This is a genomic window from Vibrio aphrogenes (genome assembly GCF_002157735.2).
GTDB classification, from domain to species: domain Bacteria; phylum Pseudomonadota; class Gammaproteobacteria; order Enterobacterales; family Vibrionaceae; genus Vibrio; species Vibrio aphrogenes.
In genome coordinates this window covers 814,200-838,009 of the sequence record NZ_AP018690.1, presented here as the reverse complement: position 1 = coordinate 838,009, position 23,810 = coordinate 814,200, and the positions used below count along the sequence as shown (strand labels likewise).

The 23,810-nt window shown below is 43.5% G+C and carries 22 protein-coding genes; 11 read left to right on the top strand and 11 right to left on the bottom strand.

Annotation, left to right across the window (positions count from 1 at the left end; all coding sequences use genetic code 11):
* Positions 1 to 93: 93 nt before the first annotated feature.
* Positions 94 to 630 carry a hypothetical protein gene (locus tag VCA1004_RS14950; protein ID WP_086981225.1) on the top strand — a complete coding sequence of 179 codons (537 nt, stop codon included), beginning with the start codon at positions 94 to 96 and terminating at the stop codon, positions 628 to 630.
* A gap of 225 nt (positions 631 to 855) precedes the next feature.
* A complete protein-coding gene (locus VCA1004_RS14945) occupies positions 856 to 2,394 on the top strand; it encodes a long-chain-fatty-acid--CoA ligase (RefSeq protein ID WP_086981224.1) in 1,539 nt (512 codons plus the stop codon).
* 147 nt (positions 2,395 to 2,541) lie between these two features.
* Here the strand turns inward: VCA1004_RS14945 and fruA are convergent, their stop codons facing one another.
* The 3 genes from fruA to fruB are packed head-to-tail and all read right to left on the bottom strand — an operon-like array spanning position 2,542 to position 6,370.
* Complete coding sequence (gene fruA, locus VCA1004_RS14940; protein WP_086981223.1) at positions 2,542 to 4,272, bottom strand: PTS fructose transporter subunit IIBC; 1,731 nt, start codon at positions 4,270 to 4,272, stop codon at positions 2,542 to 2,544.
* A 10-nt stretch (positions 4,273 to 4,282) separates the two neighbouring features.
* Positions 4,283 to 5,227, bottom strand: a complete 945-nt coding sequence (gene pfkB, locus VCA1004_RS14935) for a 1-phosphofructokinase (RefSeq protein ID WP_086981222.1) — start codon at positions 5,225 to 5,227, stop codon at positions 4,283 to 4,285.
* A 9-nt stretch (positions 5,228 to 5,236) separates the two neighbouring features.
* Positions 5,237 to 6,370 carry a fused PTS fructose transporter subunit IIA/HPr protein gene (gene fruB, locus VCA1004_RS14930; protein WP_086981221.1) on the bottom strand — a complete coding sequence of 378 codons (1,134 nt, stop codon included), beginning with the start codon at positions 6,368 to 6,370 and terminating at the stop codon, positions 5,237 to 5,239.
* A gap of 345 nt (positions 6,371 to 6,715) precedes the next feature.
* Here fruB and cra point away from each other — a divergent pair, with 345 nt between their 5' ends.
* Positions 6,716 to 7,735, top strand: a complete 1,020-nt coding sequence (gene cra / locus VCA1004_RS14925; RefSeq protein WP_086981220.1) for a catabolite repressor/activator — start codon at positions 6,716 to 6,718, stop codon at positions 7,733 to 7,735.
* Positions 7,736 to 7,853: 118 nt separating this feature from the next.
* On the top strand, positions 7,854 to 9,188 hold the full coding sequence (locus VCA1004_RS14920; RefSeq protein WP_086981409.1) for a DEAD/DEAH box helicase: 1,335 nt from the start codon (positions 7,854 to 7,856) through the stop codon (positions 9,186 to 9,188).
* A gap of 90 nt (positions 9,189 to 9,278) precedes the next feature.
* On the opposite strand, the gene VCA1004_RS14915 is transcribed toward VCA1004_RS14920, so the two are convergent.
* Positions 9,279 to 9,941: a DUF2057 family protein gene (locus VCA1004_RS14915; protein ID WP_086981219.1), complete on the bottom strand. Its 663-nt coding sequence runs from the start codon at positions 9,939 to 9,941 to the stop codon at positions 9,279 to 9,281.
* 219 nt (positions 9,942 to 10,160) lie between these two features.
* Positions 10,161 to 10,478, bottom strand: a complete 318-nt coding sequence (locus VCA1004_RS14910) for a DUF496 family protein (protein WP_086981218.1) — start codon at positions 10,476 to 10,478, stop codon at positions 10,161 to 10,163.
* Positions 10,479 to 10,757: 279 nt separating this feature from the next.
* Here VCA1004_RS14910 and VCA1004_RS15225 point away from each other — a divergent pair, with 279 nt between their 5' ends.
* The 4 genes from VCA1004_RS15225 to VCA1004_RS14895 all read left to right on the top strand — a co-directional run bounded on the left by VCA1004_RS15225 (position 10,758) and on the right by VCA1004_RS14895 (position 12,943).
* Positions 10,758 to 10,934, top strand: coding sequence for a hypothetical protein (locus VCA1004_RS15225; protein WP_164520889.1), 177 nt, complete (start codon positions 10,758 to 10,760; stop codon positions 10,932 to 10,934).
* 42 nt (positions 10,935 to 10,976) lie between these two features.
* On the top strand, positions 10,977 to 11,627 hold the full coding sequence (locus VCA1004_RS14905) for a YceH family protein (RefSeq protein ID WP_086981217.1): 651 nt from the start codon (positions 10,977 to 10,979) through the stop codon (positions 11,625 to 11,627).
* 91 nt (positions 11,628 to 11,718) lie between these two features.
* The gene (locus VCA1004_RS14900; RefSeq protein ID WP_086981216.1) at positions 11,719 to 11,991 is read left to right on the top strand and encodes a GIY-YIG nuclease family protein; all 273 of its coding nucleotides are present in this window, start codon (positions 11,719 to 11,721) and stop codon (positions 11,989 to 11,991) included.
* A 343-nt stretch (positions 11,992 to 12,334) separates the two neighbouring features.
* A complete protein-coding gene (locus VCA1004_RS14895; RefSeq protein ID WP_086981215.1) occupies positions 12,335 to 12,943 on the top strand; it encodes a hypothetical protein in 609 nt (202 codons plus the stop codon).
* Between the two features lie 29 nt (positions 12,944 to 12,972).
* On the opposite strand, the gene cobA is transcribed toward VCA1004_RS14895, so the two are convergent.
* From cobA to nirB, 4 genes are all read right to left on the bottom strand, one after another.
* Positions 12,973 to 13,728, bottom strand: a complete 756-nt coding sequence (cobA, locus tag VCA1004_RS14890; RefSeq protein ID WP_086981214.1) for a uroporphyrinogen-III C-methyltransferase — start codon at positions 13,726 to 13,728, stop codon at positions 12,973 to 12,975.
* Between the two features lie 133 nt (positions 13,729 to 13,861).
* Positions 13,862 to 14,674 (bottom strand): nitrite transporter NirC, encoded by an 813-nt coding sequence (gene nirC / locus VCA1004_RS14885; protein ID WP_086981213.1) that lies wholly within the window; start codon positions 14,672 to 14,674, stop codon positions 13,862 to 13,864.
* Positions 14,675 to 15,010: 336 nt separating this feature from the next.
* The gene (nirD, locus tag VCA1004_RS14875) at positions 15,011 to 15,373 is read right to left on the bottom strand and encodes a nitrite reductase small subunit NirD (protein ID WP_086981212.1); all 363 of its coding nucleotides are present in this window, start codon (positions 15,371 to 15,373) and stop codon (positions 15,011 to 15,013) included.
* Positions 15,373 to 17,955, bottom strand: a complete 2,583-nt coding sequence (nirB, locus tag VCA1004_RS14870; RefSeq protein WP_086981211.1) for a nitrite reductase large subunit NirB — start codon at positions 17,953 to 17,955, stop codon at positions 15,373 to 15,375. Before nirB ends, nirD begins: the two co-directional genes overlap by 1 nt.
* 151 nt (positions 17,956 to 18,106) lie before the next feature.
* Between nirB and VCA1004_RS14865 the strand changes: the two genes are divergently transcribed.
* Entirely contained in the window at positions 18,107 to 18,652 is a 546-nt protein-coding gene (locus tag VCA1004_RS14865) for a glutathione peroxidase (RefSeq protein ID WP_086981210.1), read from the top strand.
* A gap of 82 nt (positions 18,653 to 18,734) precedes the next feature.
* Here VCA1004_RS14865 and VCA1004_RS14860 read toward each other — a convergent pair whose 3' ends face one another.
* Both VCA1004_RS14860 and gntU read right to left on the bottom strand, forming a co-directional pair.
* A complete protein-coding gene (locus tag VCA1004_RS14860) occupies positions 18,735 to 19,490 on the bottom strand; it encodes an SDR family NAD(P)-dependent oxidoreductase (protein ID WP_086981209.1) in 756 nt (251 codons plus the stop codon).
* A gap of 471 nt (positions 19,491 to 19,961) precedes the next feature.
* Positions 19,962 to 21,305 carry a gluconate transporter gene (gene gntU / locus VCA1004_RS14855; protein ID WP_086981208.1) on the bottom strand — a complete coding sequence of 448 codons (1,344 nt, stop codon included), beginning with the start codon at positions 21,303 to 21,305 and terminating at the stop codon, positions 19,962 to 19,964.
* Between the two features lie 135 nt (positions 21,306 to 21,440).
* Here gntU and VCA1004_RS14850 point away from each other — a divergent pair, with 135 nt between their 5' ends.
* Both VCA1004_RS14850 and edd read left to right on the top strand, forming a co-directional pair.
* The gene (locus VCA1004_RS14850; protein ID WP_086981207.1) at positions 21,441 to 21,989 is read left to right on the top strand and encodes a gluconokinase; all 549 of its coding nucleotides are present in this window, start codon (positions 21,441 to 21,443) and stop codon (positions 21,987 to 21,989) included.
* Between the two features lie 17 nt (positions 21,990 to 22,006).
* On the top strand, positions 22,007 to 23,800 hold the full coding sequence (edd, locus tag VCA1004_RS14845) for a phosphogluconate dehydratase (RefSeq protein WP_086981206.1): 1,794 nt from the start codon (positions 22,007 to 22,009) through the stop codon (positions 23,798 to 23,800).
* Positions 23,801 to 23,810: the final 10 nt, after the last annotated feature.

Below are 23,810 nucleotides of genomic sequence, written 5' to 3'. Positions count from 1 at the left end.
AACGCAGTTGTTACCGTTATGTTGATGGGCTTTTTATTGGGTTTGAGGTAGAATGCCCAGCTCCAATATTGTCTCTCTTAAAAAGGATGCGTTATGAAAGGCTTTGGCTCGGGTTTTAATAATTTTTTTGTGGGTTTATTCAGTGGGTTACTATTACCTTTAGTGATCATTATGGTGCTGATTTTCTTAACCGTGGATAAAGTCACCAGTTTTGCCGAAAATGAAGCCATTACCCCAATTTATGCACGGGGTGCGGAAACTTTAGATAAACTAGATACATTAATTGAAACTATCGATACCAAAGTAGATGACGCGAGCCTAAAAGATCTGCAATTGCTCGCACCATTAAAAGAGGCTAATTTGTTTCCAGAGCTACAACAAATGTCAGCCACGATAGTGAAAGTGCGTCAAGTCTCCGATGAGCAAAAACAAGAGATGCTCGGTCAGCTGAAAGAGCAATTGAATCAGTCGTTATTACAAAAATTTCCGCCGGAAAAAGCGCAGCAATTGACAGATAACTTACTGGGTATTGCCGACGTTCTTGCCAGTAAAAAAGAAGTATTGGCAGATAAAAAACAAGAATTAGTTGATAAAGTGCAACAAGCAAAAACCAATGCACAACAAGATTAATAGCGTTATGATCTTATAAAGATGATGACCAATAGGTAAGTGAATCGCTAACCTATAAAATTAAAATAAACAATTTAACCCGTGGTGCTCCCCGCGGGTTTTTTCTTTATACCGGTGCCTTATACCAATCGTATTTATTATCTGATCATTTAGTTTTCCGCAGCTGAGGTTAACTAGTGTGATTGGTATTATTTAATCGGTAACCAGCAATAGGATATTCCTTTTATGATGAGTTTAGCTGCCGGGCTGAGACGAAATGCGTTATATAAATCTAATAAGCCTGCTCTGATTTGTGGAGAGATGGTGATTACTTACCGTCAGTTTGATGATATTGCGGGCAAAATTGCCGCTGCATTAATCGATAACGGCTTACAACCTGGTGATCGGGTTGCGTTAAGTTGCCCTAATTTACCGTTTTTCCCATTAGTGTATTACGGGGTGCAAAAAGCGGGGGGCGTTGTCGTGCCTTTAAATGTGCTGTTAAAACGCCGCGAAATTCAATATCACTTAGAAGATAGTGAGGCCAAATTCTTTTTCTGCTTTGAAGGTTCAGAGCAGTTGCCCATGGCGCAAGAAGGCTTGCACGCTTTTCAGCAAGTGGACACATGCGAACAAATGATTGTGATGTGTGCTGACCAAAAGCAAAGACATTATAATGAGATGCCGACGTTGAGCCGCTGGAGCGACCGCTATGCTCCAATCAAAGATGATGTGGCGCGCGATGCTAATGATACTGCGGTGATCCTGTATACCTCAGGCACTACAGGGCAATCAAAAGGCGCAGAATTAACGCAAAGCAATATGATCATGAATGCATTGGTCACGCAAGGCATAGCCGAATTAACCAGCCGTGATGTGCATATTGCAACTTTACCGCTGTTTCATTCTTTTGGACAAACCGTCAGTTTAAATGCGGCGATCTTATGTGGCTCGACCATCGTTTTAGTGCCACGTTTTGAGCCTGCGGCTGTGGTCAAAATGATAGAGCAACATAACGTGACCATTTTTGCAGGCGTGCCGACCATGTACATTGGGTTAAATCATTTGGATATTGATGCAGATTTGTCGTCCTTAAAGCTGGGGATCAGCGGTGGCTCTTCTATGCCTGCTGAAGTGATTCGTCGCTTTGAAGATAAATTTAAGGTGCCTGTGATTGAGGGATATGGTTTATCGGAAACCAGTCCGATTGTGTGTTTCAATCATTTGGATACCGAGCGTCGAGTTGGCTCTATTGGTCAGCCGATCCAAGGTGTAGAAGTCCGTTTGGTGGATGAGCAAGGTCAAGAAGTTGCACCAGGGCAAGAAGGTGAGCTGACCGTACGTGGTCATAATGTCATGAAAGGATATTTAAACCGCCCAGAAGAAACCGCTGCAGCGATGCGTGAAGGCTGGTTCCACACGGGAGATATTGCACGTCAAGATGAGCTTGGTAATGTTTATATTGTGGATCGGGTGAAGGATTTGATTATCCGAAATGGCTTTAATGTGTATCCACGTGAAGTCGAAGAAGTGTTTATGACACACCCAGCGGTCGCGATGGTGGCGGTGATCGGTATCCCGCATGAAGAATATGGTGAAGAGATCAAAGCCATCGTCACTTTAAAACCGGGCGCTAACATTGAAGCGGCGGAGCTAAAAGCGTGGGGTAAAGAACAATGTGCTGCCTATAAATATCCTCGCTCGGTCGACATCCGTGATGCGCTACCTTTAGGAGCGACGGGTAAGATTTTGAAGAAAGATTTACGCGCGGAGTATTCTCAGTAGCGCGTTTAGCCACGTTGGATGGTAATGCCAATTGTACTAATTCACCTCAGCTGCGGATAACTATCTAATCTGTGTGATTGATATAAAAAAGAGGCCTTGCCGCTATGCGATAAGACCTCTTCGAAAAATATCTAACTGATAAGTAAATTAAGCGGTGACGGCTTGTGCTGGCTCTTTATTTTTTAAGAAAGCATAAGTGACACCAGTAACAATTGTCCCTGCCACAATCGCCACTAGGTACAGGAATACCGGGGTAATGGCGTTTGGAATCAGTAAGACAAATAAGCCGCCGTGTGGTGCCATCAGTTTGGCACCAAACAGCATAGAAAGTGCGCCAGTTAATGCCCCGCCCACCATGCAGCTTGGGATCACGCGCATTGGATCTTTCGCGGCAAATGGAATCGCCCCTTCAGAAATAAAACATAAACCGAGTACAAAAGATGCTTTACCTGCTTCGCGTTCAGTTTGTGCGAATTTATCTTTAGCTAGGAAGGTTGCTAACCCCATCCCTAATGCGGGAACCATACCAGCAGCCATAACTGCCGCCATCGGTGCATAGGTTTGTGAAGCAAGTAGACCAACGCCAAAGGTGTAGGCGGCTTTGTTGATTGGACCACCTAAATCAAAGCACATCATACAACCTAAGATAATGCCTAGTAATACCGCATTTGCCGAGCCCATATTATTAAGGAAATCGGTCATCGCAGTCATAATGCCGGAGACAGGCCCGCCCACAACGTAAATCATCACTAGACCAGTAAATAAACTCGCCAATAGTGGAATGACTAAAATCGGTTTTAGCGCTTCCATTGATTGTGGCAAGCTTAGTTTGTCGGCAATGAATTTAGCGGCGTAACCTGCAAGGAAACCAGCAATAATACCGCCGATAAAGCCCGCTCCCGTTGAGCTTGCCAACATACCACCAATCAAACCGGGTGCTAAACCTGGGCGATCAGCTATAGAAAAGGCAATAAAACCGGCCAAAACAGGAATCATTAAGGCAAACGCCGAACCGCCACCAATGGTCATTAAGGCGGCCGCTAAAGTTCCTTCTTCTTTAAATGCTTCGATACCAAAGACAAACGATAAGGCAATCGCCAAACCACCGGCAACCACAAGCGGTAGCATGTGCGAAACACCGGTCATTAAGTGTTTATAAATGCCGGCTTTTTCTTCTGAGCTAGTCGCAGAAGATGAGGTCGCTTGACCCGCTTGATAAGGGGTCGCCTGTTCAAAAGCTTTGGCAAATTCTTGCTCGGTTTTTTTCAGTGCTAAGCCTGTGCTGGTTTTGTAGAGTGGCTTACCGGCAAAGCGCTCTAGTGGCACTTCAATATCGGCAGCGATGATGACTAAATCCGCATCGGCAATATCTTGTTCGGTGAGTTGATTTTTCGCACCTACTGAGCCGCGAGTTTCCACTTTGATTTGATGACCAAGTTTTGCCCCGGTTTCTTCTAAGGCTTCTGCAGCCATGAAGGTATGAGCAACCCCGGTTGGGCAGGCGGTAATCGCAACAATTTTCTTCGCTGTCGCGGTATTAGATTGGCTCACGGGTGCAGCAGCTTGGGTTAATTCGCTCGCTTGTTGGACCGCATTTTGTAGCCAAACTTGGGGCGCGGTGAAACAGTCTGTGATATCACCTTGGTAGACTTTTTTACCCACAAAACGTTGGGTATCGACCGGAGTGTTGGCAGCGATCACAATAACTTCAGCCGCATCAATTTGCTGTTGCGTTAATGGGCTAGGTGGAATAACCGTAGACTGACATTCCACATGAGCTGTCCAGTTTAAATCTTTGGCGGCTTGTTCTAATAAACCCGCGCTAATCATGCTGTTAGCAACGCCACTTGGGCATGCGGTAATGATGGCAATATTCATAGGATGTCCTTTATATCGCTTGAATGCGAATTTGTTGTTGTAATTCGATGACCGATTGTGGGTCGGGCACGCCGACACCAATTTGTGTAACCGCAAGAGCGGACAGCGCGGTGGCGTAGCTTAGGATATCTTGGTGTAACCATTGGTTTAGGTGGCCCCAAGTTAATCCAGCGACCAAAGTATCTCCCGCGCCGACAGTACTGACCACTTGCATACGTGGTGGTTGTGATTGCAACCATTGACCTTGATTTAGCCACATCACGCCTTTTGAACCCATTGAAATAACAATGTTTTCAATGCCTTTTGATTCCAGCGTTTGTGCGGCTTGTTGGCAGGCTTCCGTAGTGGTGAGCGTTGTACCAACTAACTCAGACAGTTCTTCATCATTGGGTTTGATTAACCAAGGCTGCGCATTCAAACCGGCCTTTAAGGCTTCACGGCTGCTATCAAAAATGACTTTCTTGCCTTTTTGATGTAATAGTTCAATCCAGTTAGCGCATTGTTGTGGTGTGACGCCACGAGGCAGGCTGCCCGCCATCACAAAGTAATCGTGATCTAAAGCCAACTGCTCTAAGGTGGCTTCGAAAGCATCGATAGCGGTTTGGTCCACGATTACGCCAGGGAAGTTAATGTCAGTGACTTGGCTCTGATTATCCACCAGTTTGACATTAATGCGTGTCGCCCCTGCTACTCGAACAAAGCGATCTTGCGCGTTCATTTGCGTAAATAGCTGACAGAAAGGTTCTTGATTATCTTGACCTAAAAAACCAGTCACGGTGACTTGAGCCCCGAGATCCGACAAGACTTTTGCGACATTCACGCCTTTTCCTGCGGGATGGAGATCACTTTTCGACACTAAGCTGACGGAACCGACATTGAGTGTATCCGTGAGATGACCCGTTAGATCTAACGCTGGATTTAGCGTGATCGTGACGACTTTTTTATTGTTCGACATCTTCACTCCTTAACCTTCACCAAGACCAGATTCAATGGCTTTACCAAGGGCTGCTAAAGCTAACTCGGCATCATTACCGTCTGCGGTAAATTGCAAGCGATGACCATGTTTTACGCCTAATGCAATGACCTTCATTAAGCTTTTCGCATTGACAGCGCCGCCTTCTCCGTCCAAGTTTTCTACGCGAATTGTCGACTCAAATTTCTTCGCTTCTGCTACCAACATAGCGCCAGGGCGAGCATGTAAACCATGGGTGTTTTTAATGGTAAAGACCGCACTATTGGCATCGTCGTGGGAAATTTCAGGAGCCTTTTCAGACAAATCAAAGAGATCTAATAATTGGTTTACGTCAGCATTTAAGATGTCATCTTGACGTTTGGATAATAACAATTGAGTCAGTTTGTAAAGCAATGGTTTATGGCTGGCATTACAAGCGGCAAAAGCAATTAAAGCTTTCACTTGTTTGCCTTGATATTCACAATCATTCGCGGTTGATACAAAAGACATCGCCGAGCGGTGTACTTCTTTTCCGCCGCTTACGAGCCACAACCCTTGGCCTAAATCGGTTGGGGTTTTGGTGATGATTTCTGAAATATAAGCATCTCCAGTACAGCCGGAGTTACGTAATAATCCACCTGCAACAGCCGTCATTTGCAGCATGTCACTGGCTGGGAATTTTTGTTGGATTAAAGTGGCATCAAAGTCGGCCAATAACTGGGTTTGACCATTCAACACATTGATAATGTCTTGCTCGTTTTTTGCTTCTTTGAGCGCCGCTTCCACGCCATCGGCTGAAAGCACTTTGGTTAATTGTTTTAAAATGCCTAAGTGTTCGTCAGACTTAGCTGCAATACCGATCGCAACATAAACCGTCCCATTACCCCAATCTACTCCTTGTGGGAAATGATGCACACTAACGCCGGTTTTTTTGACCAGATCACGAGTGTCAGTGGTGCCATGAGGGATCGCAATGCCATTGCCTAAAAAGGTCGACGATTGTCCTTCACGAGCAAGCATGCCTTCTACATAGCCACTTTCGACATAACCTTGGTCGGTTAAGCTCTGAGCAATGTTTTTAATGGCAACAGTTTTGTCATTGGCCGATTGAGCAAGCGTGACTTCATTCGGAGTTAAAATAAGCATGGTTGAGCCTCGTCTTTAATTAAGAAGCCTTATCAATATGCAGGCTCTTTTATTATGGTGTTTAAATGTCGCTTTTATTTGTTGTATCTTGCGTTTTATAACTAGCTGAATCGGTTCAGCAAATTAACAAAAAAATTCAGCAAATTCGTTGAGTTGACTGTATGTTCTATCTTTTGCCTTGTAATTAAGGGCTTCTATATAGATTCTGTGAGCTAACTTCAATTTTGCTGAATCCTTTCAGCTTCTATACTGAATCGATTCAGCTTATAATTCAACCAACACAGTATTTGGATCGATAGATTTTTGATCCAGTGCACAGAACGATAATCAAAAGGTAAATAGACGATGACTCTAGATGAAATAGCTAAACTGGCGGGGGTGTCCAAAACGACGGCCAGTTACGTCATCAATGGTAAAGCGACTAAATATCGTATTAGCCAAAAAACACAGCAAAAAGTGATGGCAGTGGTTGAAGAACATCAATATCAACCCGACCATGCTGCGGCCGCTTTACGTGCCGGTTTGAGTCGTTCATTTGGTTTAGTGATCCCAGATTTAGAGAACACCAGTTACGCGCGATTAGCCAAATTATTAGAAGCCAACTCTCGTCAAGCTGGGTATCAAATTTTGATTGGTTGCTCTGATGACATGCCTGACACGGAAAAGGCGGTGGTGAATGCTTTGGTCAGTCGTCGTATTGATGCGCTGTTTGTGGCCAGCTCGATGGCGGATGCCAATGAATTTTATGCCAGTATTCAAGCTCGTGGGGTGCCGGTTATTGCACTCGACAGACCGCTTGATGATGAGATTTTTAGCTGTGTGATCAGTGAGGACTTTGAAGGTGCATTACGATTAACCTCATCGGTCTTAACTGAGGATGTGCAATCGATGGGATTAATTGGCGCGCTACCAGAGCTTAATATTTCCAAAGAAAGACAGCTAGGGGTTGAGGCCGCCATTCGTCAATATCGAATGATGCAGACTCAAGGGGCGCAAATGATCAGCTTGCAAGTGGAATATGGTCAGCAATTTAATCCGGAATCTGGGCGGGCAGCGGTTGAAAAATGGTTACAACAAGGCCGCGTACCAGATGCGATTATTACCACTTCTTATACCTTACTCGAAGGAGTGTTGGATGTGTTGTTTGAGCATCCGGAGTTAATGAATCGCATCCGGATCGCCACCTATGGTGATAATCGGTTATTGGATTTTCTGCCCATTAAGATCAACTCCTTATCACAACGATTTGAAATTATAGCAGATAGTGCTTTGGAATTAGCGTTGAATGCCTCAGCGAAGCGTTATCAACCAGGGGTTGAGTTAGTGGCTCGACAATTAAAAGTGCGTAATAAAATCATCGAATAGCTTTCCCTTAAGAGAAGCAGACTGGCATTGGGATTTTTCACGAAAAGTATGGGTAAGTCAGTCTTCGCTTATGGTATTATGCGCGGGAGTTTATTTTATTTCTTTTGGAGCACACCCTTTGCAATTTAAAGATCTTGGTTTAGATAATCGTCTTCTTAAAAACCTACAACATTATAATTTTGCGCAAGCAACGGATATTCAGCGTCAAGCGATCCCGGTTGCCATTGCAGGTAAAGACTTATTGGCATCATCCAAGACAGGGTCAGGTAAAACATTAGCGTTTGTATTACCTATGCTACATAAAGCATTAAAAACCAAAGCACTTTCAGCGAAAGATCCACGCGGTGTGATTCTGGCACCGACTCGTGAGTTAGCAAAACAAGTGTTTGGTGAACTAAAAGCCATGCTTGGTGGTTTGTCTTACACTGGTACATTGATTGTCGGTGGTGAGAACTTTAACGATCAAGTGAAAGCACTGCGTAAATACCCTAAGTTTATTGTGGCCACACCGGGCCGTTTAGCCGATCACCTTGAGCACCGTTCTTTGTATTTAGAAGGCGTTGAAACGCTGATCTTAGATGAAGCGGATCGCATGCTAGATTTAGGTTTTGCACCGGAATTGCGTCGCATCAATAATGCTGCGAAGCACCGTCGTCGTCAAACTTTGATGTTTTCGGCGACGTTAGATCATGCCGAAGTGAATGGCTTATCTAATGAAATGCTAACCGATCCTAAACGTATTTCAATCGGAGCGTCGGCGGAAGAACATAAAGACATCGACCAATCTTTCTATCTTTGTGATCACCTTGACCACAAAGAAGCGATATTAGAGCGTTTGTTGGAAGAGGCTGATTACAAACAAGTGATCATCTTTACGGCGACCCGTAATGATACCGAGCGTTTAACCGAAAAATTGAATCAACAGCAGCTTAAAGCTGTAGCATTAAGTGGTGGGTTAAACCAAACCCAGCGTAATAGCATTATGAGTCAATTTGAGCGTGCGGTGCATAAAATCTTGGTGACCACAGATATTGCTTCACGTGGCCTTGATATTGCGAATGTGACACACGTGATTAACTTTGATATGCCAAAGCATACTGAAGAATACGTACACCGAGTTGGGCGTACGGGTCGTGCCGGTAATAAAGGGACGGCGATGTCTTTAGTGGGGCCAAAAGATTGGCAGAGCTTTAAAAACGTAGAGACTTACCTACAACAAGATTTAACTTTCTCTGAACTGGAAGGCTTAAAAGGTAAGTTTACAGGCATCAAACCGCGTAAACCATTTGTGAAAAAAGGTGGAGCCAACGCGAAGAAGAAAGTTACGAAGAAAAATACGACAGCGAAAAAGCCCGTCAAACGTGATAAGAGTTTTTATCAAAATGTTGATGTGGGTGATCAAGTCTTTATGATGAAGAAGAAAAAGAAACCCGTTGTGAACGATGATGAATAATCGCTCTATTAAATAATTCGGTAGAATAAATCAAAAAGGCTTACTTCTTAGTAAGCCTTTTTGTTATTGGTCACTCGGTGATAACAGCGATTATTTTGCTTGAATAATCGCTTGCAAGAAGCGCTGTTTCGTTTCTTGATCCGCTTTGTCATACCAGTAATGCAGCATTTGTTCTTCAGTGGTTTTATATTGGCTGTTGACTGGAACTTGTGTGGTTGGTACGGCTGCAACGGTTGTGGCTGTACCGGCTAGCGTGATTGCCGCAATGCCGCCTTTTTTATTGTAGGCTTCTGATTCACGGTCATACTTACGGCCAAGTTGCATGCCTGGTTTTAATAGTTTGTCTTGTTTAACGTCAACGGCGTTACCTTGTTTATCCACGAGCGACCAATTAGGGTTTTTATCAAAATCACGAGCTAAGGTCGCGGTGCGGTATTCAGGCACTTTCAGTGTCAGTTCTTTATCAGACGCGGTGAATTTAGCGATGATGGCATCGGTTGAAACAGTTTCAAGGTCGCCACCATTTTTAAAGCTTGGTGTGTAGCGAAATACGATTTGGTTTTCACCATCAGGTAAGGTTAAGGTTTTTTCTTTAGAGAAAAGTCCACCGTCTAACTCTGGGTCTTGGCTATTTGCTGCCAGCAAGTCAACATTGGAAGGGACGGTAATGGTCACTTCTGCCAATGCCGAAGTGCTGAGTCCAAGTAACGTGCATAGAGCAAGAGGTTTTAAAATTGCGTATTTCAATGACATGTTCTTTTCCTTGTAATCCATAATACTGATTATCTGAAACACCAAGCTATCTATGAGCCAAAAGTTAGCAACTATAATCAAAGCTTAACAACTATAATCAAAAGAAAAGGGCCTATGTGGCCCTCACATCGTATTGATCATTTAACCATCAATATTATTTAAAATCAGTCGCTAAAACGTCAGAGCATAACGACGGATAGTGAATACATCGAGTGATGATTATTTTTTAGTTGTGTGTTGTAACTTGTCGGCTTCAGTTAGCTCACGGATTCGACGGCTGATTTCACGGCGTTCTTTTGAGATTTCTGCACCTGTGATGATGTGGTCATCCACACGATCTTCATAATCGGCTTTCATGTTTTTCACGATAGCAATGATTTCTTCGTGGCTCATTTCTGGCTTGATGTAATCGAGCAAGTTCTCAAGTAGATCGACACGTTTACGGTTATCACGGATTTTCTTTTCATTATCCAGAATTTCGCGCTTTAGTTTATTTTTGCGACGAGCTTGGTTTACGATTTCAAATACGTTAGCCATAGTTTTTTCCTAATTAAAGTGGGTAATTAATCTTATCAAATTAAACCATATCCCATACAGACAGAACAGAGTTAAGATCAAATAAACCTAGATAAATATACGAGCTGAGTTTTACAAGCGGATGAATTGAGCAAATCGTCTACACAGTAGAAAACGCTACTAAGTTGAGTGAGGATGGTGTTTTTTATGTTTTGCTAAGACCCGCCCCTTGATTTATCGAGATCGGAACCAATATTTTATAAAGAAATGTTGATATAAATATAGATAATCTGGTTAAGAATGACAGAGAATAGTTCAACAAAGGCAAAATTGCCGGCTCAAGAGCGTTTTCAACGTGCCTACTTGGCATCACGTAAATTGATGCAACAGATTGATTTAGACTTAAATCGTAGCCAAATCATTGTGGTGGCGGATAATGGGCGCACCCTATATCGTCCTTTTCGCTGGGATCATTGATTCAACGATAACTTGATACAACGCCATAAGGAAAGATGAAGAATGAATATCGAATTAACGGCTATTGAAGCTCGTATTATTGGTTGTCTCATTGAAAAAGAAGTGACCACACCGGATTATTATCCGTTAACGCTCAATAGTCTCACTACCGCTTGTAATCAAAAAAGTAATCGTGAACCTGTGATGGCTCTTAGTGAAGCTGAGGTGATGGATGCCGCTCAAGCTTTGATTGATCGCCGTTTAATGACCGATGAAAGTGGCTTTAACAGCCGAGTGTCAAAGTTTCGTCATCGTTTTTGTAATACAGAATTTGGCTCGTTAAAATTTACCCCACAACAACGTGCGATTGTGTGCTGCTTGTTGTTACGCGGCGCTCAAACGCCAGGTGAAATTCGTACTCGGACTAACCGTTTATGTGAATTTACTGATGTGAAGCAAGTGGAAGCCTTATTAGAACAAATGGCAAATCGTGAAGAAGGGGCCTTGGTGGTGAAATTGCCACGTGAGCCGGGTAAACGTGAATCGCGTTATCAGCATTTATTTTGTGGTGAAGTAGATATTGAGGCGGTGGCGGCAACCGCTCAAACCTCTCCAGTGGCTAGTCAACAAGAACAAAGAATCAGCGCATTAGAAGCACAAGTAGCAGAATTAAAATTGCAAGTTGAAGAATTGAAAGCGCTGATTATTAATTAAAATAGACGATTAATGAAAAGAAATTGGTAAAGCAACATGTCGGGTGGAAGAGAGTGATGCAGCAACTTGATTGCCTTGGCGCGAGAGTTAAATGACTGAAAAGCCTTGGTTTGTTTATTTGGTGCGGACACGTTCGCAAGCCTTGTATTGTGGGATAACCAATGATGTCTCTCGTCGCTTTGCCCAACATCAAGCGGGCAAAGGGGCGAAATATTTACGTGGAAAAGGTCCTTTAGATTTAGTTTGGTCACAACAAGTTGCTGATAAAAGTGCGGCCTTAAAAGAAGAGATACGAATAAAGAAATTGCCTAAAAGAGAAAAAGAAAAATTAGTTTTAACGCAGGTCAATAAGTGCTGGATGTAAATAAGAGCTGTCGGTCAATAATATTTATTGGTCAATAGAAGATGTACGCCAATAATAGCAATACTGCCATAACCCGATGTCATACACTGAAGTTATTGAAATATAAACCCTATCATCGTACTTTTATTTTTTTATGGCTAAATGAGTCATGCTCAGGCAAGCGTTAGATTATTTATCACTGATGAAAATCAAATTCCCGATGATTAATTTCATATATAATTCACCCCTGCATGGCGTTAATTTATGATTTTTATACGCATCAGAAACGATGAGAGTTTAGCAATCTATGAGGAAGATTGGAGGTTTAATATAAGGAGGTAGTAGCATCTTTATTGAGTAAATCGTGTTCTTTTTAGAAAAATATCTTTGTAATATCAGCGCATTATTATTGTGCCTGGCTATATTGTATCTGGCTATCCCTTCTTCTTTTGCTGCGGAATATCGCGCCTTTACTACCTCGGGTTATCATATTGTCACCGTTAATGGCCAATTCACTCAAGGTGAAGCGTTACGCTTTGAACGTTTTCTTCGCCACAACCCTGAAACAGAGTATGTGTTATTGCAGTCTCATGGGGGATATGTGAATGAAGCAATCAAAGTCGGGCGTATTATTCAGAAGAAAAAATTAAGAACCGCAGTAGAGACGTATTGTAATTCATCGTGTTTTATTACTTTGATGGCCGGGGAATCACGTCATGTGTATCGAGAAGCGTATGTTGGTGTACATCGTCCGTTTTTAGAAACCAAAGCACAAACTATTCCTGATAAAAGAAACAGTAAAACTTATCGTAATTTAGCTACCTATCTTTCCGGCGTCGTCAAAAATAAATCCAACAGCCAAAAAATATTGGATTTAATGTATGATACGCCCACGAACAATATGCAGAAAGTCGATGAAAAATATGATTTTATCTCTGTAGAATATTATTCTTCACCGACAGTTATTAATTAGCTTCAAATATTAATTAACCCCAGATGAGGTTATTTATTAAACCAATTTAATTGTTGATGCAAGCGGGTGACAGTGCCGACAATAATAAGTGAAGGGCTAATCGCTTGGGCAGCTAACTGTTCTAATTCACTTAGTTTCCCTGTTAATACGCGTTGTTTTGCAGTTGTGCCGCGTTCGATGATGGCACAAGGCGTATCAATAGCTAAGCCATGACAGATTAAGTTTTGGCGGATAACAGGGGCTTGTTTTAACCCCATATAAAACACTAAGGTGTGATTGGTGTGTGCAAGGCTCGGCCAATCGATATCTTGTCCTTGTTGTTTTAAATGTCCGGTAATGAATTGCACACTTTGCGCGTGATCGCGGTGGGTTAACGGAATGCCCGCATAGGCACTGCAACCCGAGGCGGCGGTAATTCCCGGCACGACTTCAAAGGCAATGTGGTGATCTACCAAGGTGGCTAACTCTTCTCCTCCGCGACCAAAGATAAAAGGATCTCCACCTTTTAAACGCACCACATGTTTGTTTTGTAAGGCTTTATCAACCAATATTTTATTGATTTGCTCTTGTGGTACGCAGTGGTGATTGAGCTTTTTGCCCACAAACAATAACTCTGCTTGGGGGTTAACCAATGCCATGATTTCTTCTGACACCAAACGGTCATACACCACCACATCGGCAGATTGAATGAGGCGTAACGCTTTTACTGTCAGTAGATCTGGATCGCCAGGTCCTGCGCCAACAAGGGAAACGAAAGGACGAGCGTGAGAAGAGGTTGCTTGCATAGCGAACTCCGAAAGCTGGATAAAGTGGGAGATAGCGATTGAGTTTAGGGTGACGATTCTCGTGACTCGTTGCTCGAACAAGATTTTATCAAAACCAGTGCCGAGTAACGAGCCACGAGTAGCCGAGAAACGTTTACGCTTTCACCTCTTCCAGCGTTTCAGCTTCACCCTTATAGCTCGGACGTTCTGCTTTTGGGGTAGCAAACCAGTAACCAAAGCCCATAAATATCACCCCAGAAACGAGGTTACCAAGAGATACCCACAGTAGGTTATGCCCAATACCCGCCAACGTGAAGGCATCAGAGTGGTTGCCAAAGTAAGACAAAGCAAAAATGGTCATATTGGCAATTGAGTGTTCAAAACCAGCACCGATGAAGGCCAATAAACACCACCAAATTGCCAGGAATTTGCTTGTGCCTTCAACACGTTGACACATCCAAATTGCAAGACACACTAACCAGTTGCACAAAATACCTTTAAAGAATAAAACACTGGCAGGGGCGGTGGTTTTACCTAACGCTGCCGCGTGTAAGAAGCTTTTGGCTTCCGGCAGAATATTACCGCCGCCAGCGAGGAAAAATAAGTAAGCGACGAAGACAGAACCCACTAAGTTACCTAACCAAGTTTGTGGTAACACTTTGAGGTTATCTTTCCAACTAATCTGACCGGTAATTGCACCAAAGGCTAAAAACATGGTGTGGCCAGTAAATAATTCCGAGCCAGCAATGATCACCAGCGTTAAGGCAATACCGAACGTTGCTCCCATAACCAGCGGACGAATTGAAGGATCGACAAGATTGCCAAAAGTGAAGATCAAGATGATGCCAATACCGACATAAGCCCCGGCCATGGCGGAACTGATCCAAAACCCCAAAGGGTTGTTATCGGCTAATTTGACAATACGTGCGGCATTATTCGAGCACTTTTTAATGGTGTCTGTGTACATAAGGTTACCTACCAAGTTAAATTTAAAGTTTGAATAATGATAGCGACCGAAGCGATCGCTATGGGTATTGAAACTTGATTAAAGAGGTTTTTAGGCCCTGGTCCCTAGTTCCTAGTTCCTAGGCGATTGTCGCTAAATATTTTTCTTAATAAATAGATATTTGCGCTTGCTTTAATATGGTTGTCACGGAAAGCTGTCCTCCAGGAACCAGGAACCAGGAACCAGGAACCAGGAACCAGGAACCAGGAACCAGGAACCAGGAACCAGGAACCAGGAACCAGGAACCAGGAACCAGGAACCAGGAACCAGGAACCAGGAACCAGGAACCAGGAACTCTTACGCTTTCACCTCTATCTCTGTTCCTTTCACACGCACTTCATAGGCTTCAATCGACATGGCTTCATCTTCTAAACAACGACCTGTTTCAAGGTTAAAGCGTTGTTTTTTGAGTGGGCTTGCTACCCATAATTCACCGTCATGTTCACAAATCAGGCCACGAGAGAGGACGTTCGATTGCGCAAACGGGTCCATGTTGTTGATGGCAAATAACTGCTCATCAAAACGTGGGCGAAAGATCGCGACTTGTTTACCATTCACTAACGCGCAGACACCAGTTTTTGGGGTGATGTCATTTAATTGGCAAACTTTTACCCAGCTCGGTTTTTGAGTATTTGATTTTGGTGATGATTGCGCCGTCATTACGCTTCCTCCGCTGTGATTTTGTCGCTTAAATCGGTGTGTAGAATATCGCCACGTAAATGTGGGTGCTTTTCAATAAAGGTCGCAGGGCGGTGTTGCTCACGCTCTGGCACAAACACCACGTTTTCGTCACGCGCATCGCTGTTGATGAAGTGTGCAAAACGAGTTAATTGACTTTCATCATTGAGGGTGTCAGTCCATTCACAACTGTAGCTATCGACTAAGATTTGCACGTCTTTTTCAAGCTGCTCGTTAATGCCTAAGGTGTCATCCACCACCACTTTACGTAGATAATCGACGCCGCCTTCGAGGTTTTCTAACCATACGGAAGTGCGTTGCAATTTATCGGCAGTGCGGATATAGAACATCATGAAACGGTCGATGTATTTGATCAGGGTGTCTTTATTAAGATCCGAAGCCAGTAAATCACCATGACGAGGATTCATACCGCCATTACCACCTACGTACATGTTCCAACCTGCATCGGTGGCGATGATGCCTAAGTCTTTACCTTGCGCTTCAGCACATTCACGGGTACAGCCAGATACACCGAACTTCATTTTATGAGGGGTACGGATGCCTTTGTAGCGGTTTTCTAGGTAAGAGCCTAGTCCAACGCTGTCTTGTACGCCGAAACGGCACCAAGTGCTACCGACACAGGTTTTGGCCATACGTAAGGCTTTGGCGTAGGCTTGGCCGGTTTCATAACCTGCAGCGATGAGTTTTTTCCAGATTTCAGGTAAATCATCTTTTTGCGCGCCAAATAAACCGATACGTTGTGCGCCGGTAATTTTGGTGTAGAGGTTATATTCTGCCGCTACATTCGCAAGAGCGGCCAATGCTTGTGGTGTCACTTCACCACCGGCCATACGAGGGATCACCGAATAGGTGCCGTCTTTTTGCATGTTGCCAAGGAAGTTATCATTGGTATCTTGCAGGCCAACGTGCTGTGGTTTTAATACATGATCGCCCCAGCAAGAGGCTAAGATCGAGCCTACCGTTGGCTTACATACTTCACAGCCATAACCGTGACCATGTTTTTCCAAAAGTTGATCAAAAGAACGAATGCCTTCAATACGGCATAGGTGGAACAGCTCTTGGCGCGAATATTCAAAGTGTTCACAAATGTGGTTTTTCACTTCGATACCCGCTTTGGCAAGTTCAGCATTTAAGACTTGTGTGATCATAGGAACACAACCGCCACAGCCAGTACCCGCTTTAGTCACCATTTTGATGTCGCCCAGTGTGGTATGACCGTCGGCAACCGCTTGAGCAATTTTGCCTTTGGTGACATCAAAACAAGAACAAATTACCGCTGAATCTGGCAAGGCGTCCGCGCCCATCGACGGTTTTTCGGCGCCGGCGTGTGCGGGTAAAATTAAGGTATCGGGATGTTCGGGCAAATCCATCTCATTTAGATGCAATTGCAATAAGTTGCCGTAGTCAGAGGTATCGCCGACGAGTACCGCACCGAGTAATTTTTTGTTGTCTTCTGAAACGATCAAACGCTTATACACATCGTCTTCATCGTTTTGATAAACAAAGCTTTTACAGTTTGGCGTACGGCCATTAGCATCGCCAATACTGCCCACTTTTACGCCCAGTAATTTTAGCTTGGCACTCATGTCGGCGCCGGTAAATTGTGTATCAGTGTTGCCTAAAATGTGTGCTACTGCCACTTGCGCCATTTTGTAGCCAGGTGCAACTAAGCCAAAGAATACGCCATTCCAAGAAGCACACTCACCAATTGCGTAAATATCCGGATCGGAAGTTTGGCAATGATCGTTAATCGCAATCCCACCGCGTGGGCCGATTTCTAATTCAGATTGACGAGATAAACGGTCTTGCGGACGAATACCGGCTGAGAAGACGATGAAATCCACTTCCAGATCCGTGTCATCAGCAAACTTCATGGTGTTACGGGCATTGACGCCTGTTGGTAGGATTTCTAAGGTATTTTTGCTGGTATGGACTTGTACGCCCATGCGCTCAATTTTATTGCGCAGTTTGAGGCCACCTTGTAGATCCAATTGCTCAGCCATTAATACGGGAGCAAATTCAATCACGTGTGTTTCGACCCCGAGGGCTTTGAGTGCGCCTGCCGCTTCAAGGCCAAGTAGGCCACCACCGATCACAGCACCGCTTTTGCTTTTTTTGGCGGTGGCTTCTATCGCTTTCAGATCTTCAATGGTACGGTAGACAAAACAGTCTTTACTTTCGTTGCCTTTAATCGGCGGTACGAATGGGTAAGAACCGGTGGCCATGACCAATTTGTCGTATTTGACTTCACGACCTGAGCTGGAATAGACGGTTTTGTTTTCACGGCTAATATTAATGGCACGCTCGCCGACTAAGACATTGATGCCATGTTTTTGGTAAAAGCCTTCTTTAACGAGGGAGAGTTCATCGGCGGTGTGGTGAGAGAAATAAGAAGATAAGTGGACTCGGTCATAAGCGACACGGGGTTCTTCACAAAAAGCCGTAATGTCGTATTGGTTTAAATCGCCTTTTTCCACAATATCTTCGATAAAGCGATGACCGACCATGCCGTTACCGATAATGACGAGTTTCATCTTACTCATATTTATTTCGCCCATAAAATTAAATGAATTGGGCTTATCATGGCGAAATGGTGACCATAAATACTGATTCAAATCAATTTGGCCCCCAAACTACTCTAAAGGGGTAGTACCAAAGGGGTGGCTGCGATCTGTGTAAAAAAGGAGAGTTAGAATGAAAGTATATGATTTTAAAGTAAAATCAGTAGCGGGTGAACAGATAGACCTAGCTCAGTATCAAGGCAAAGTCTTATTGATTGTCAATATTGCAACCCAATGTGGCTTAACCCCCCAATTAGACGGACTCGAAAAGCTGTATCAAGCCTATAAAGACAAGGGGGTTGAAGTACTAGGGTTCCCATGTAATCAATTTTTAGGGCAATCGCCGGAAGACGATGAAGGGATTATGGATTTTTGCCAAGTCAATTATGGGGTAAGTTTTACTAACTTTGCCAAATTAGAGGTGAATGGCCCTGAGGCAGATCCCTTATTTAAATTCTTAAAATTGCAACGTCATGAAGATAAAAGTAATGAGGCCACACAAGGTTTGGTCGACAAGTTGACCTCGATGGGGCAAGTGTTCGACGATGGCGAGTTAAAGTGGAACTTCACTAAGTTTTTAGTTGATCAAGAAGGTCATGTTGTTGAACGTTATTCCCCTACTTATTCCCCTACTTATTCGGCAGATGAAATTGCTCAAGATATCGAAAAATTATTGTAAGGTAATTTAAGGGTAAATTTTTGATAATAAAAAGCTTCCAGATAGTGGAAGCTTTTTTGTATCTAGATGACGAACGATACAATCAATCGCGGTCGACCGCAAAAGCTGACCATGCTTGACGAGTGGGCATCACTTCTAAACGGTTAATATTGATGTGATCGGGAAGCGTGGCGACATAGAACATTTGCTCGGCAATGTCTTCCGCAGTTAGAGGGGTGGTTGAGTTGTAGAGTTTGTCTGACGCTTCTTGATCACCATTGGTTCTGACCAAAGTAAATTCAGTTTCAGCCAAGCCAGGGGCAATATCAGTGACGCGCACGCCGGTGCCAAGAAGGTCGCAACGGAGGTTATAGGTGAACTGTTGTACAAAGGCTTTACTTGCACCATACACGTGGCTGCCCGGATATGGCCATTGACCAGCAATAGAGCCAATATTAACAATGCTTGCGCCAGCGCCGGTTTCAATCAAGGTAGGCAGCAAAGCATGAGTGACATTCACAAGCCCGGTAATATTGGTATCGATCATGGTGTGCCAATCTTGCAAATCCACTTTATCGGCTTTTTGTGGAGCAAGGGCAAGCCCAGCATTATTCATCAAGGCTTTTACTTTAGAGAACTCAGCAGGTAATTCCGAGACGGCGGTTTTGACCGCTTGCGCGTCACGTACGTCTAATTGAATAATGTGAACAGGGACATGACTTAGCTCTGCTTTGAGTTCTTGCAAGCGTTCCATTCGACGTCCTGATAGCACTAATGACCAACCATCTTGTGCAAAACGGCGAGCCGCTGCCCGGCCAAACCCCGAGGTTGCTCCTGTGATAAAAGCGACATTTGTCATAAATCGTTCCTTCTTTGTCATTGCTGGAGATAAAGCGAGGCTTCATCCAATTAAAATACCCACCGTATTCATTTTCTGATCATCTTTGTTCTCAAGCCTTTTTCCTAGGCAATTTCTGACCATCTAATCAGTGTGACGGCTATAAAATGAGGTGAGATACCCATTACAGTTGTGCATTTGGGAATAACATGGGGGATATCATACTCAGATATCAGGCTGCCAACAAAAAAATCTCGATGCGTGAGATAAAAAAATACCCCTAACAGAAGAGGCTCTGCTAGGGGTAGATTCATCACGGTGTAATTCCAATCGTACTAATTATCTGATCATTCTTGCTTGTTAAAAGACTCGATAACTTCGCTAGACTTTTCGTTTATAAAAAAGTTGATTGTAGAATACTACTTATCAAAAATTTCTGTCTTGTTCTCAAGTCTTTTTCCGGCGCAATTTCTGACTACCTAAAATTGGAAATTATAGGAAGATAGAAATGATCATCGCAATGATGGCACCGGTTGTACCAATGATGGTTTCCATCACAGTCCACGTTTTTAACGTTTCTGCTTCAGTTAACCCTAAGAAACGGTTCGCTAACCAGAAGCCAGAATCGTTTACATGTGATAACACAATTGAACCACCACCAATGGCGATAGTGACGGCTGCCAGTTGTGCGCCTGATAGACCTAATGGCTCAAGCATTGGAATAATCAAACCACAAGCGGTCAACATCGCAACGGTTGCAGAACCTTGAATCACACGTACGGCGGCCGCTAAGATAAAGGCCAGTACCACAATGGGTAAACCTGAACCCGCTAAGTAGTTGCCTAAGGCTGCACCCACACCAGAGTCGATAAGTACTTGTTTAAAGACACCACCGGCACCAGTTACTAGAATGATGATCCCCGCAGGTTGTAGCGCACTGCTACAGATATCCATGATTTTTTCATTAGACACACCACGTTTAGCACCTAACACATAGAAGGCGGTTAAACAGGCCACAATAATGGCAGTGAAAGGATGGCCAATAAATTCTAACCAGTTGTAAATATCAGACTGTGGCTCAACGAAACGTGCTGCAATTGTTTTTAGACCAATCATTAAAAGAGGTAAGGCAATTAAAGAGATCGCGAGTTTAAAACTTGGGATACCATTACCTTCACGGGCTGAACCATCATCTTGCGCATGTTCCGGTAGTGGTACGTTCACATGTTTTGCAATGAAGCTACCCCACAGTGGACCACCTAAAATCATCGCAGGAATTGAGGCCATTAGACCGAATAAGATCATATAACCAAAATCAGCTTTTAATTGAGATGCGACTAAGATTGGGCCTGGTGCTGGGATCAGGAAAGCCTGACAAGTTGCGATACCTGCTAATAAAGCAATACCAATTTTTACCACGCTGCCACCGCCTTTTCTCACTACGGCAAAAGCAATACCGATCAATAAGACCACGGCGACATCAAAAAATAATGGCAACGCACAAATGAAGCCGGTAAAAGTTAATGCCCAGTTAGCATTCTTTTCACCGAAACGGTTAAGCAGTGTGTGTGCGATTTGATCCAGTGCGCCAGTTTCTTCCATCACACGACCAAACATAGCACCTAATGCTACGACCACGGCAACAAAACCAAGCGTACCGCCCATACCTTTTTGAATAGTACCGGCAATCTCTGCTGGGTTCATGCCTGAAAACAAGCCTGCAATCATCGAGACTAAAATTAAAGCAACGACGGCATGTAATCTCACCTTCATTACTAAGAAGAGCAAAAGGACAATGGATCCTAGTGCGGTAAGAATTAATGAAAGATCTGACATTCTATGAGCTCCTAATATTTTTATTTGCTGTGCTTCACATTATTTTAAGTTACGGGTAACATGTTACCCGTAACTTGATAAAGTAAACACCATAAAATTTATTAAATCTTCAAAAGTCTGATAGAGGTCAAAAAAATGGAAGGAAAGAAAGTCGGCAAGGTTTTCCTTGTAATGGGTGTATCAAGTACAGGTAAATCCAGTGTTGGCCAAGCTTTAGCATCCGCAATTAAAGCCAAATTTATTGATGGCGATGATCTTCATCCAAAAGCAAACATTTTGAAAATGTCTTCTGGTCATGCGCTGAATGATGATGATCGCGCACCGTGGTTAGAAAGAATCCGTGATGCAGCCTTTAGCGTAGAGCAAAAAGGTGAGACGGCAGTGATTGTTTGTTCTGCTTTGAAACGTCAATACCGAGATCAGATCCGCGAAGGAAATAGCAATGTAACTTTCCTACATTTGTATGGCGAGTTTGAATTAGTGAAATCTCGTATGCTGGATCGCCGTGGTCACTTTATGCCTGTGAGTTTATTGCAAAATCAGTTTGATACTTTAGAAATGCCAACGGCTGATGAACCTAATATGATAGAGATCAGCATTGATGGTGATTTTAAAACCGTTTTGAATCGTTGTATCGAAAGCGCATCGGTAGAGCAATTGGCCCCATCAGTCACTAGCGCCTAGCACAGAGGAATACCGTTATGAATAATACAGTTTTAGAAGTAACAAATCGTATTTTAAAGCGAAGTGAAAAGCTAAGAGAAACGTATTTGGCTCAAGTACAATCGTATATTGAGAAAGGCAAAGGCCGCTCTACGATGACGTGCGGCAACATGGCTCATACCGCAGCAGCATGCGGTGGTGCAAGCAGTCGTCTACTTGATTTCACGACTTTGAATGTTGGTATCGTAACGGCATATAACGATATGTTAAGTGCACACCAACCTTACCAACATTACCCAGATCAAATTAAATCGATCTTGTCTAATATTGGCCATACTGCACAAGTTGCTGGTGGTGTTCCAGCGATGTGTGATGGTGTGACACAAGGTCAAGATGGCATGGATTTGTCTTTGTTCTCTCGTGATCTGATTGCACAAGCAACAGCGATTGGTCTAAGCCATAATGCCTTTGATGCGACGTTATTGTTGGGTGTGTGTGACAAAATTGCCCCAGGACAAATCATTGGTGCTTTGTCTTTTGGTCACCTTCCAACGGCTTTTGTACCATCAGGCCCGATGCCAACTGGTATCTCCAATGATGAAAAAGTACAAGTAAGACAAAAATACGCAGCGGGTGAGCTAGGTAAAGATGCGCTACAAAACATGGAATGTAATGCTTACCACTCACCGGGTACGTGTACTTTCTATGGTACGGCGAATACAAACCAATTAGTTTTTGAAGCGATGGGCTTAATGCTTCCTGGTTCTGCGTTTGTTTCACCAACCAATCCATTACGCGATGCGTTGACTGAATTAACTGCAAAACACATTATTCGTGTATCGAATTCAGCCTCGAAAGATTTCAGACCTATCGCTAAAGTGATGGATGAAAAATCATTAGTGAACGGTCTGGTAGCGCTTTTAGCATCTGGTGGTAGTACTAACCATACTATTCATATGATTGCTATCGCACGTGCGGCTGGCTTGATTGTGACTTGGGATGATTTTGATGCCTTGTCTGATGTGGTTCCTCAATTAACCAAAATGTATCCAAATGGTCCGGCTGATATTAATGCCTTTGAAGCGGCAGGTGGTGTTCCTACCTTAATGCGTCGTTTACATCAGTTAGATTTACTGCACATGGATGCGACGCCAATTTATGGCACTATGGAAGATTACTTAACTCGTCCTTGTTTAGTGGATGGTCAAGTGCAATTCCAAGCAGCCACTGAAAGTACGGCACCTGATGTTGTTGCAATGGATGACGTTGTCTTCTCTGCACAAGGTGGTTTAAAAGTGCTGGATGGTAACATCGGTCGTGGCGTGATTAAGATCAGTGCAGTAGCACCAGAAAATCGTTTCATTCAAGCGCCAATTAAAGTTTTTTCATCTCAACACGATGTCGAAAAAGCCTATCAACAAGGTGAATTAAACCGTGATGTGATCATTGTGGTTCGTCACAATGGCCCAGGTGCCAACGGTATGCCTGAATTGCATAAATTAATGCCAATTTTAGGTAACTTGATGAAAGCTGGCTATAAAACAGCATTGGTGACCGACGGTCGTTTATCAGGTGCCTCTGGTAAAGTGCCTGCGGCGATTCATATCACACCAGAATCATCAAAAGGTGGCCCATTAGCCAGAGTTGTTGACGGTGATGTGATCACTCTTGATGCTGAAAATGGTTCATTGATGATTGATGCACAATTAGATGAGCGTGAGAATGACATTAACGGCAACACCCAAGAACAATTGGGTATGGGTCGTGAGCTATTCCGTATGTTTAGAGATAACGTTTCAAGCGCAGAAACCGGTGCCAGTATTTTATTATAATACTTAGGTT

Excerpts from the sequence above, each read along its gene's own strand:
- fruB (WP_086981221.1), bottom strand. The coding sequence starts at position 6,370 with ATGCTTATTTTAACTCCGAATGAAGTCACGCTTGCTCAATCGGCCAAT.
- fruA (WP_086981223.1), bottom strand. The coding sequence starts at position 4,272 with ATGAATATTGCCATCATTACCGCATGCCCAAGTGGCGTTGCTAACAGC.
- nirB (WP_086981211.1), bottom strand. The coding sequence starts at position 17,955 with ATGAGTAAGATGAAACTCGTCATTATCGGTAACGGCATGGTCGGTCAT.
- pfkB (WP_086981222.1), bottom strand. The coding sequence starts at position 5,227 with ATGTCGAACAATAAAAAAGTCGTCACGATCACGCTAAATCCAGCGTTA.
- VCA1004_RS14950 (WP_086981225.1), top strand. The coding sequence starts at position 94 with ATGAAAGGCTTTGGCTCGGGTTTTAATAATTTTTTTGTGGGTTTATTC.
- VCA1004_RS14905 (WP_086981217.1), top strand. The coding sequence starts at position 10,977 with ATGAATATCGAATTAACGGCTATTGAAGCTCGTATTATTGGTTGTCTC.
- VCA1004_RS14860 (WP_086981209.1), bottom strand. The coding sequence starts at position 19,490 with ATGACAAATGTCGCTTTTATCACAGGAGCAACCTCGGGGTTTGGCCGG.
- VCA1004_RS14915 (WP_086981219.1), bottom strand. The coding sequence starts at position 9,941 with ATGTCATTGAAATACGCAATTTTAAAACCTCTTGCTCTATGCACGTTA.
- VCA1004_RS14900 (WP_086981216.1), top strand. The coding sequence starts at position 11,719 with ATGACTGAAAAGCCTTGGTTTGTTTATTTGGTGCGGACACGTTCGCAA.
- gntU (WP_086981208.1), bottom strand. The coding sequence starts at position 21,305 with ATGTCAGATCTTTCATTAATTCTTACCGCACTAGGATCCATTGTCCTT.
- cobA (WP_086981214.1), bottom strand. The coding sequence starts at position 13,728 with ATGCAAGCAACCTCTTCTCACGCTCGTCCTTTCGTTTCCCTTGTTGGC.
- VCA1004_RS14945 (WP_086981224.1), top strand. The coding sequence starts at position 856 with ATGATGAGTTTAGCTGCCGGGCTGAGACGAAATGCGTTATATAAATCT.
- VCA1004_RS15225 (WP_164520889.1), top strand. The coding sequence starts at position 10,758 with ATGACAGAGAATAGTTCAACAAAGGCAAAATTGCCGGCTCAAGAGCGT.
- VCA1004_RS14850 (WP_086981207.1), top strand. The coding sequence starts at position 21,441 with ATGGAAGGAAAGAAAGTCGGCAAGGTTTTCCTTGTAATGGGTGTATCA.
- cra (WP_086981220.1), top strand. The coding sequence starts at position 6,716 with ATGACTCTAGATGAAATAGCTAAACTGGCGGGGGTGTCCAAAACGACG.
- edd (WP_086981206.1), top strand. The coding sequence starts at position 22,007 with ATGAATAATACAGTTTTAGAAGTAACAAATCGTATTTTAAAGCGAAGT.
- VCA1004_RS14865 (WP_086981210.1), top strand. The coding sequence starts at position 18,107 with ATGAAAGTATATGATTTTAAAGTAAAATCAGTAGCGGGTGAACAGATA.
- VCA1004_RS14910 (WP_086981218.1), bottom strand. The coding sequence starts at position 10,478 with ATGGCTAACGTATTTGAAATCGTAAACCAAGCTCGTCGCAAAAATAAA.
- nirD (WP_086981212.1), bottom strand. The coding sequence starts at position 15,373 with ATGACGGCGCAATCATCACCAAAATCAAATACTCAAAAACCGAGCTGG.
- nirC (WP_086981213.1), bottom strand. The coding sequence starts at position 14,674 with ATGTACACAGACACCATTAAAAAGTGCTCGAATAATGCCGCACGTATT.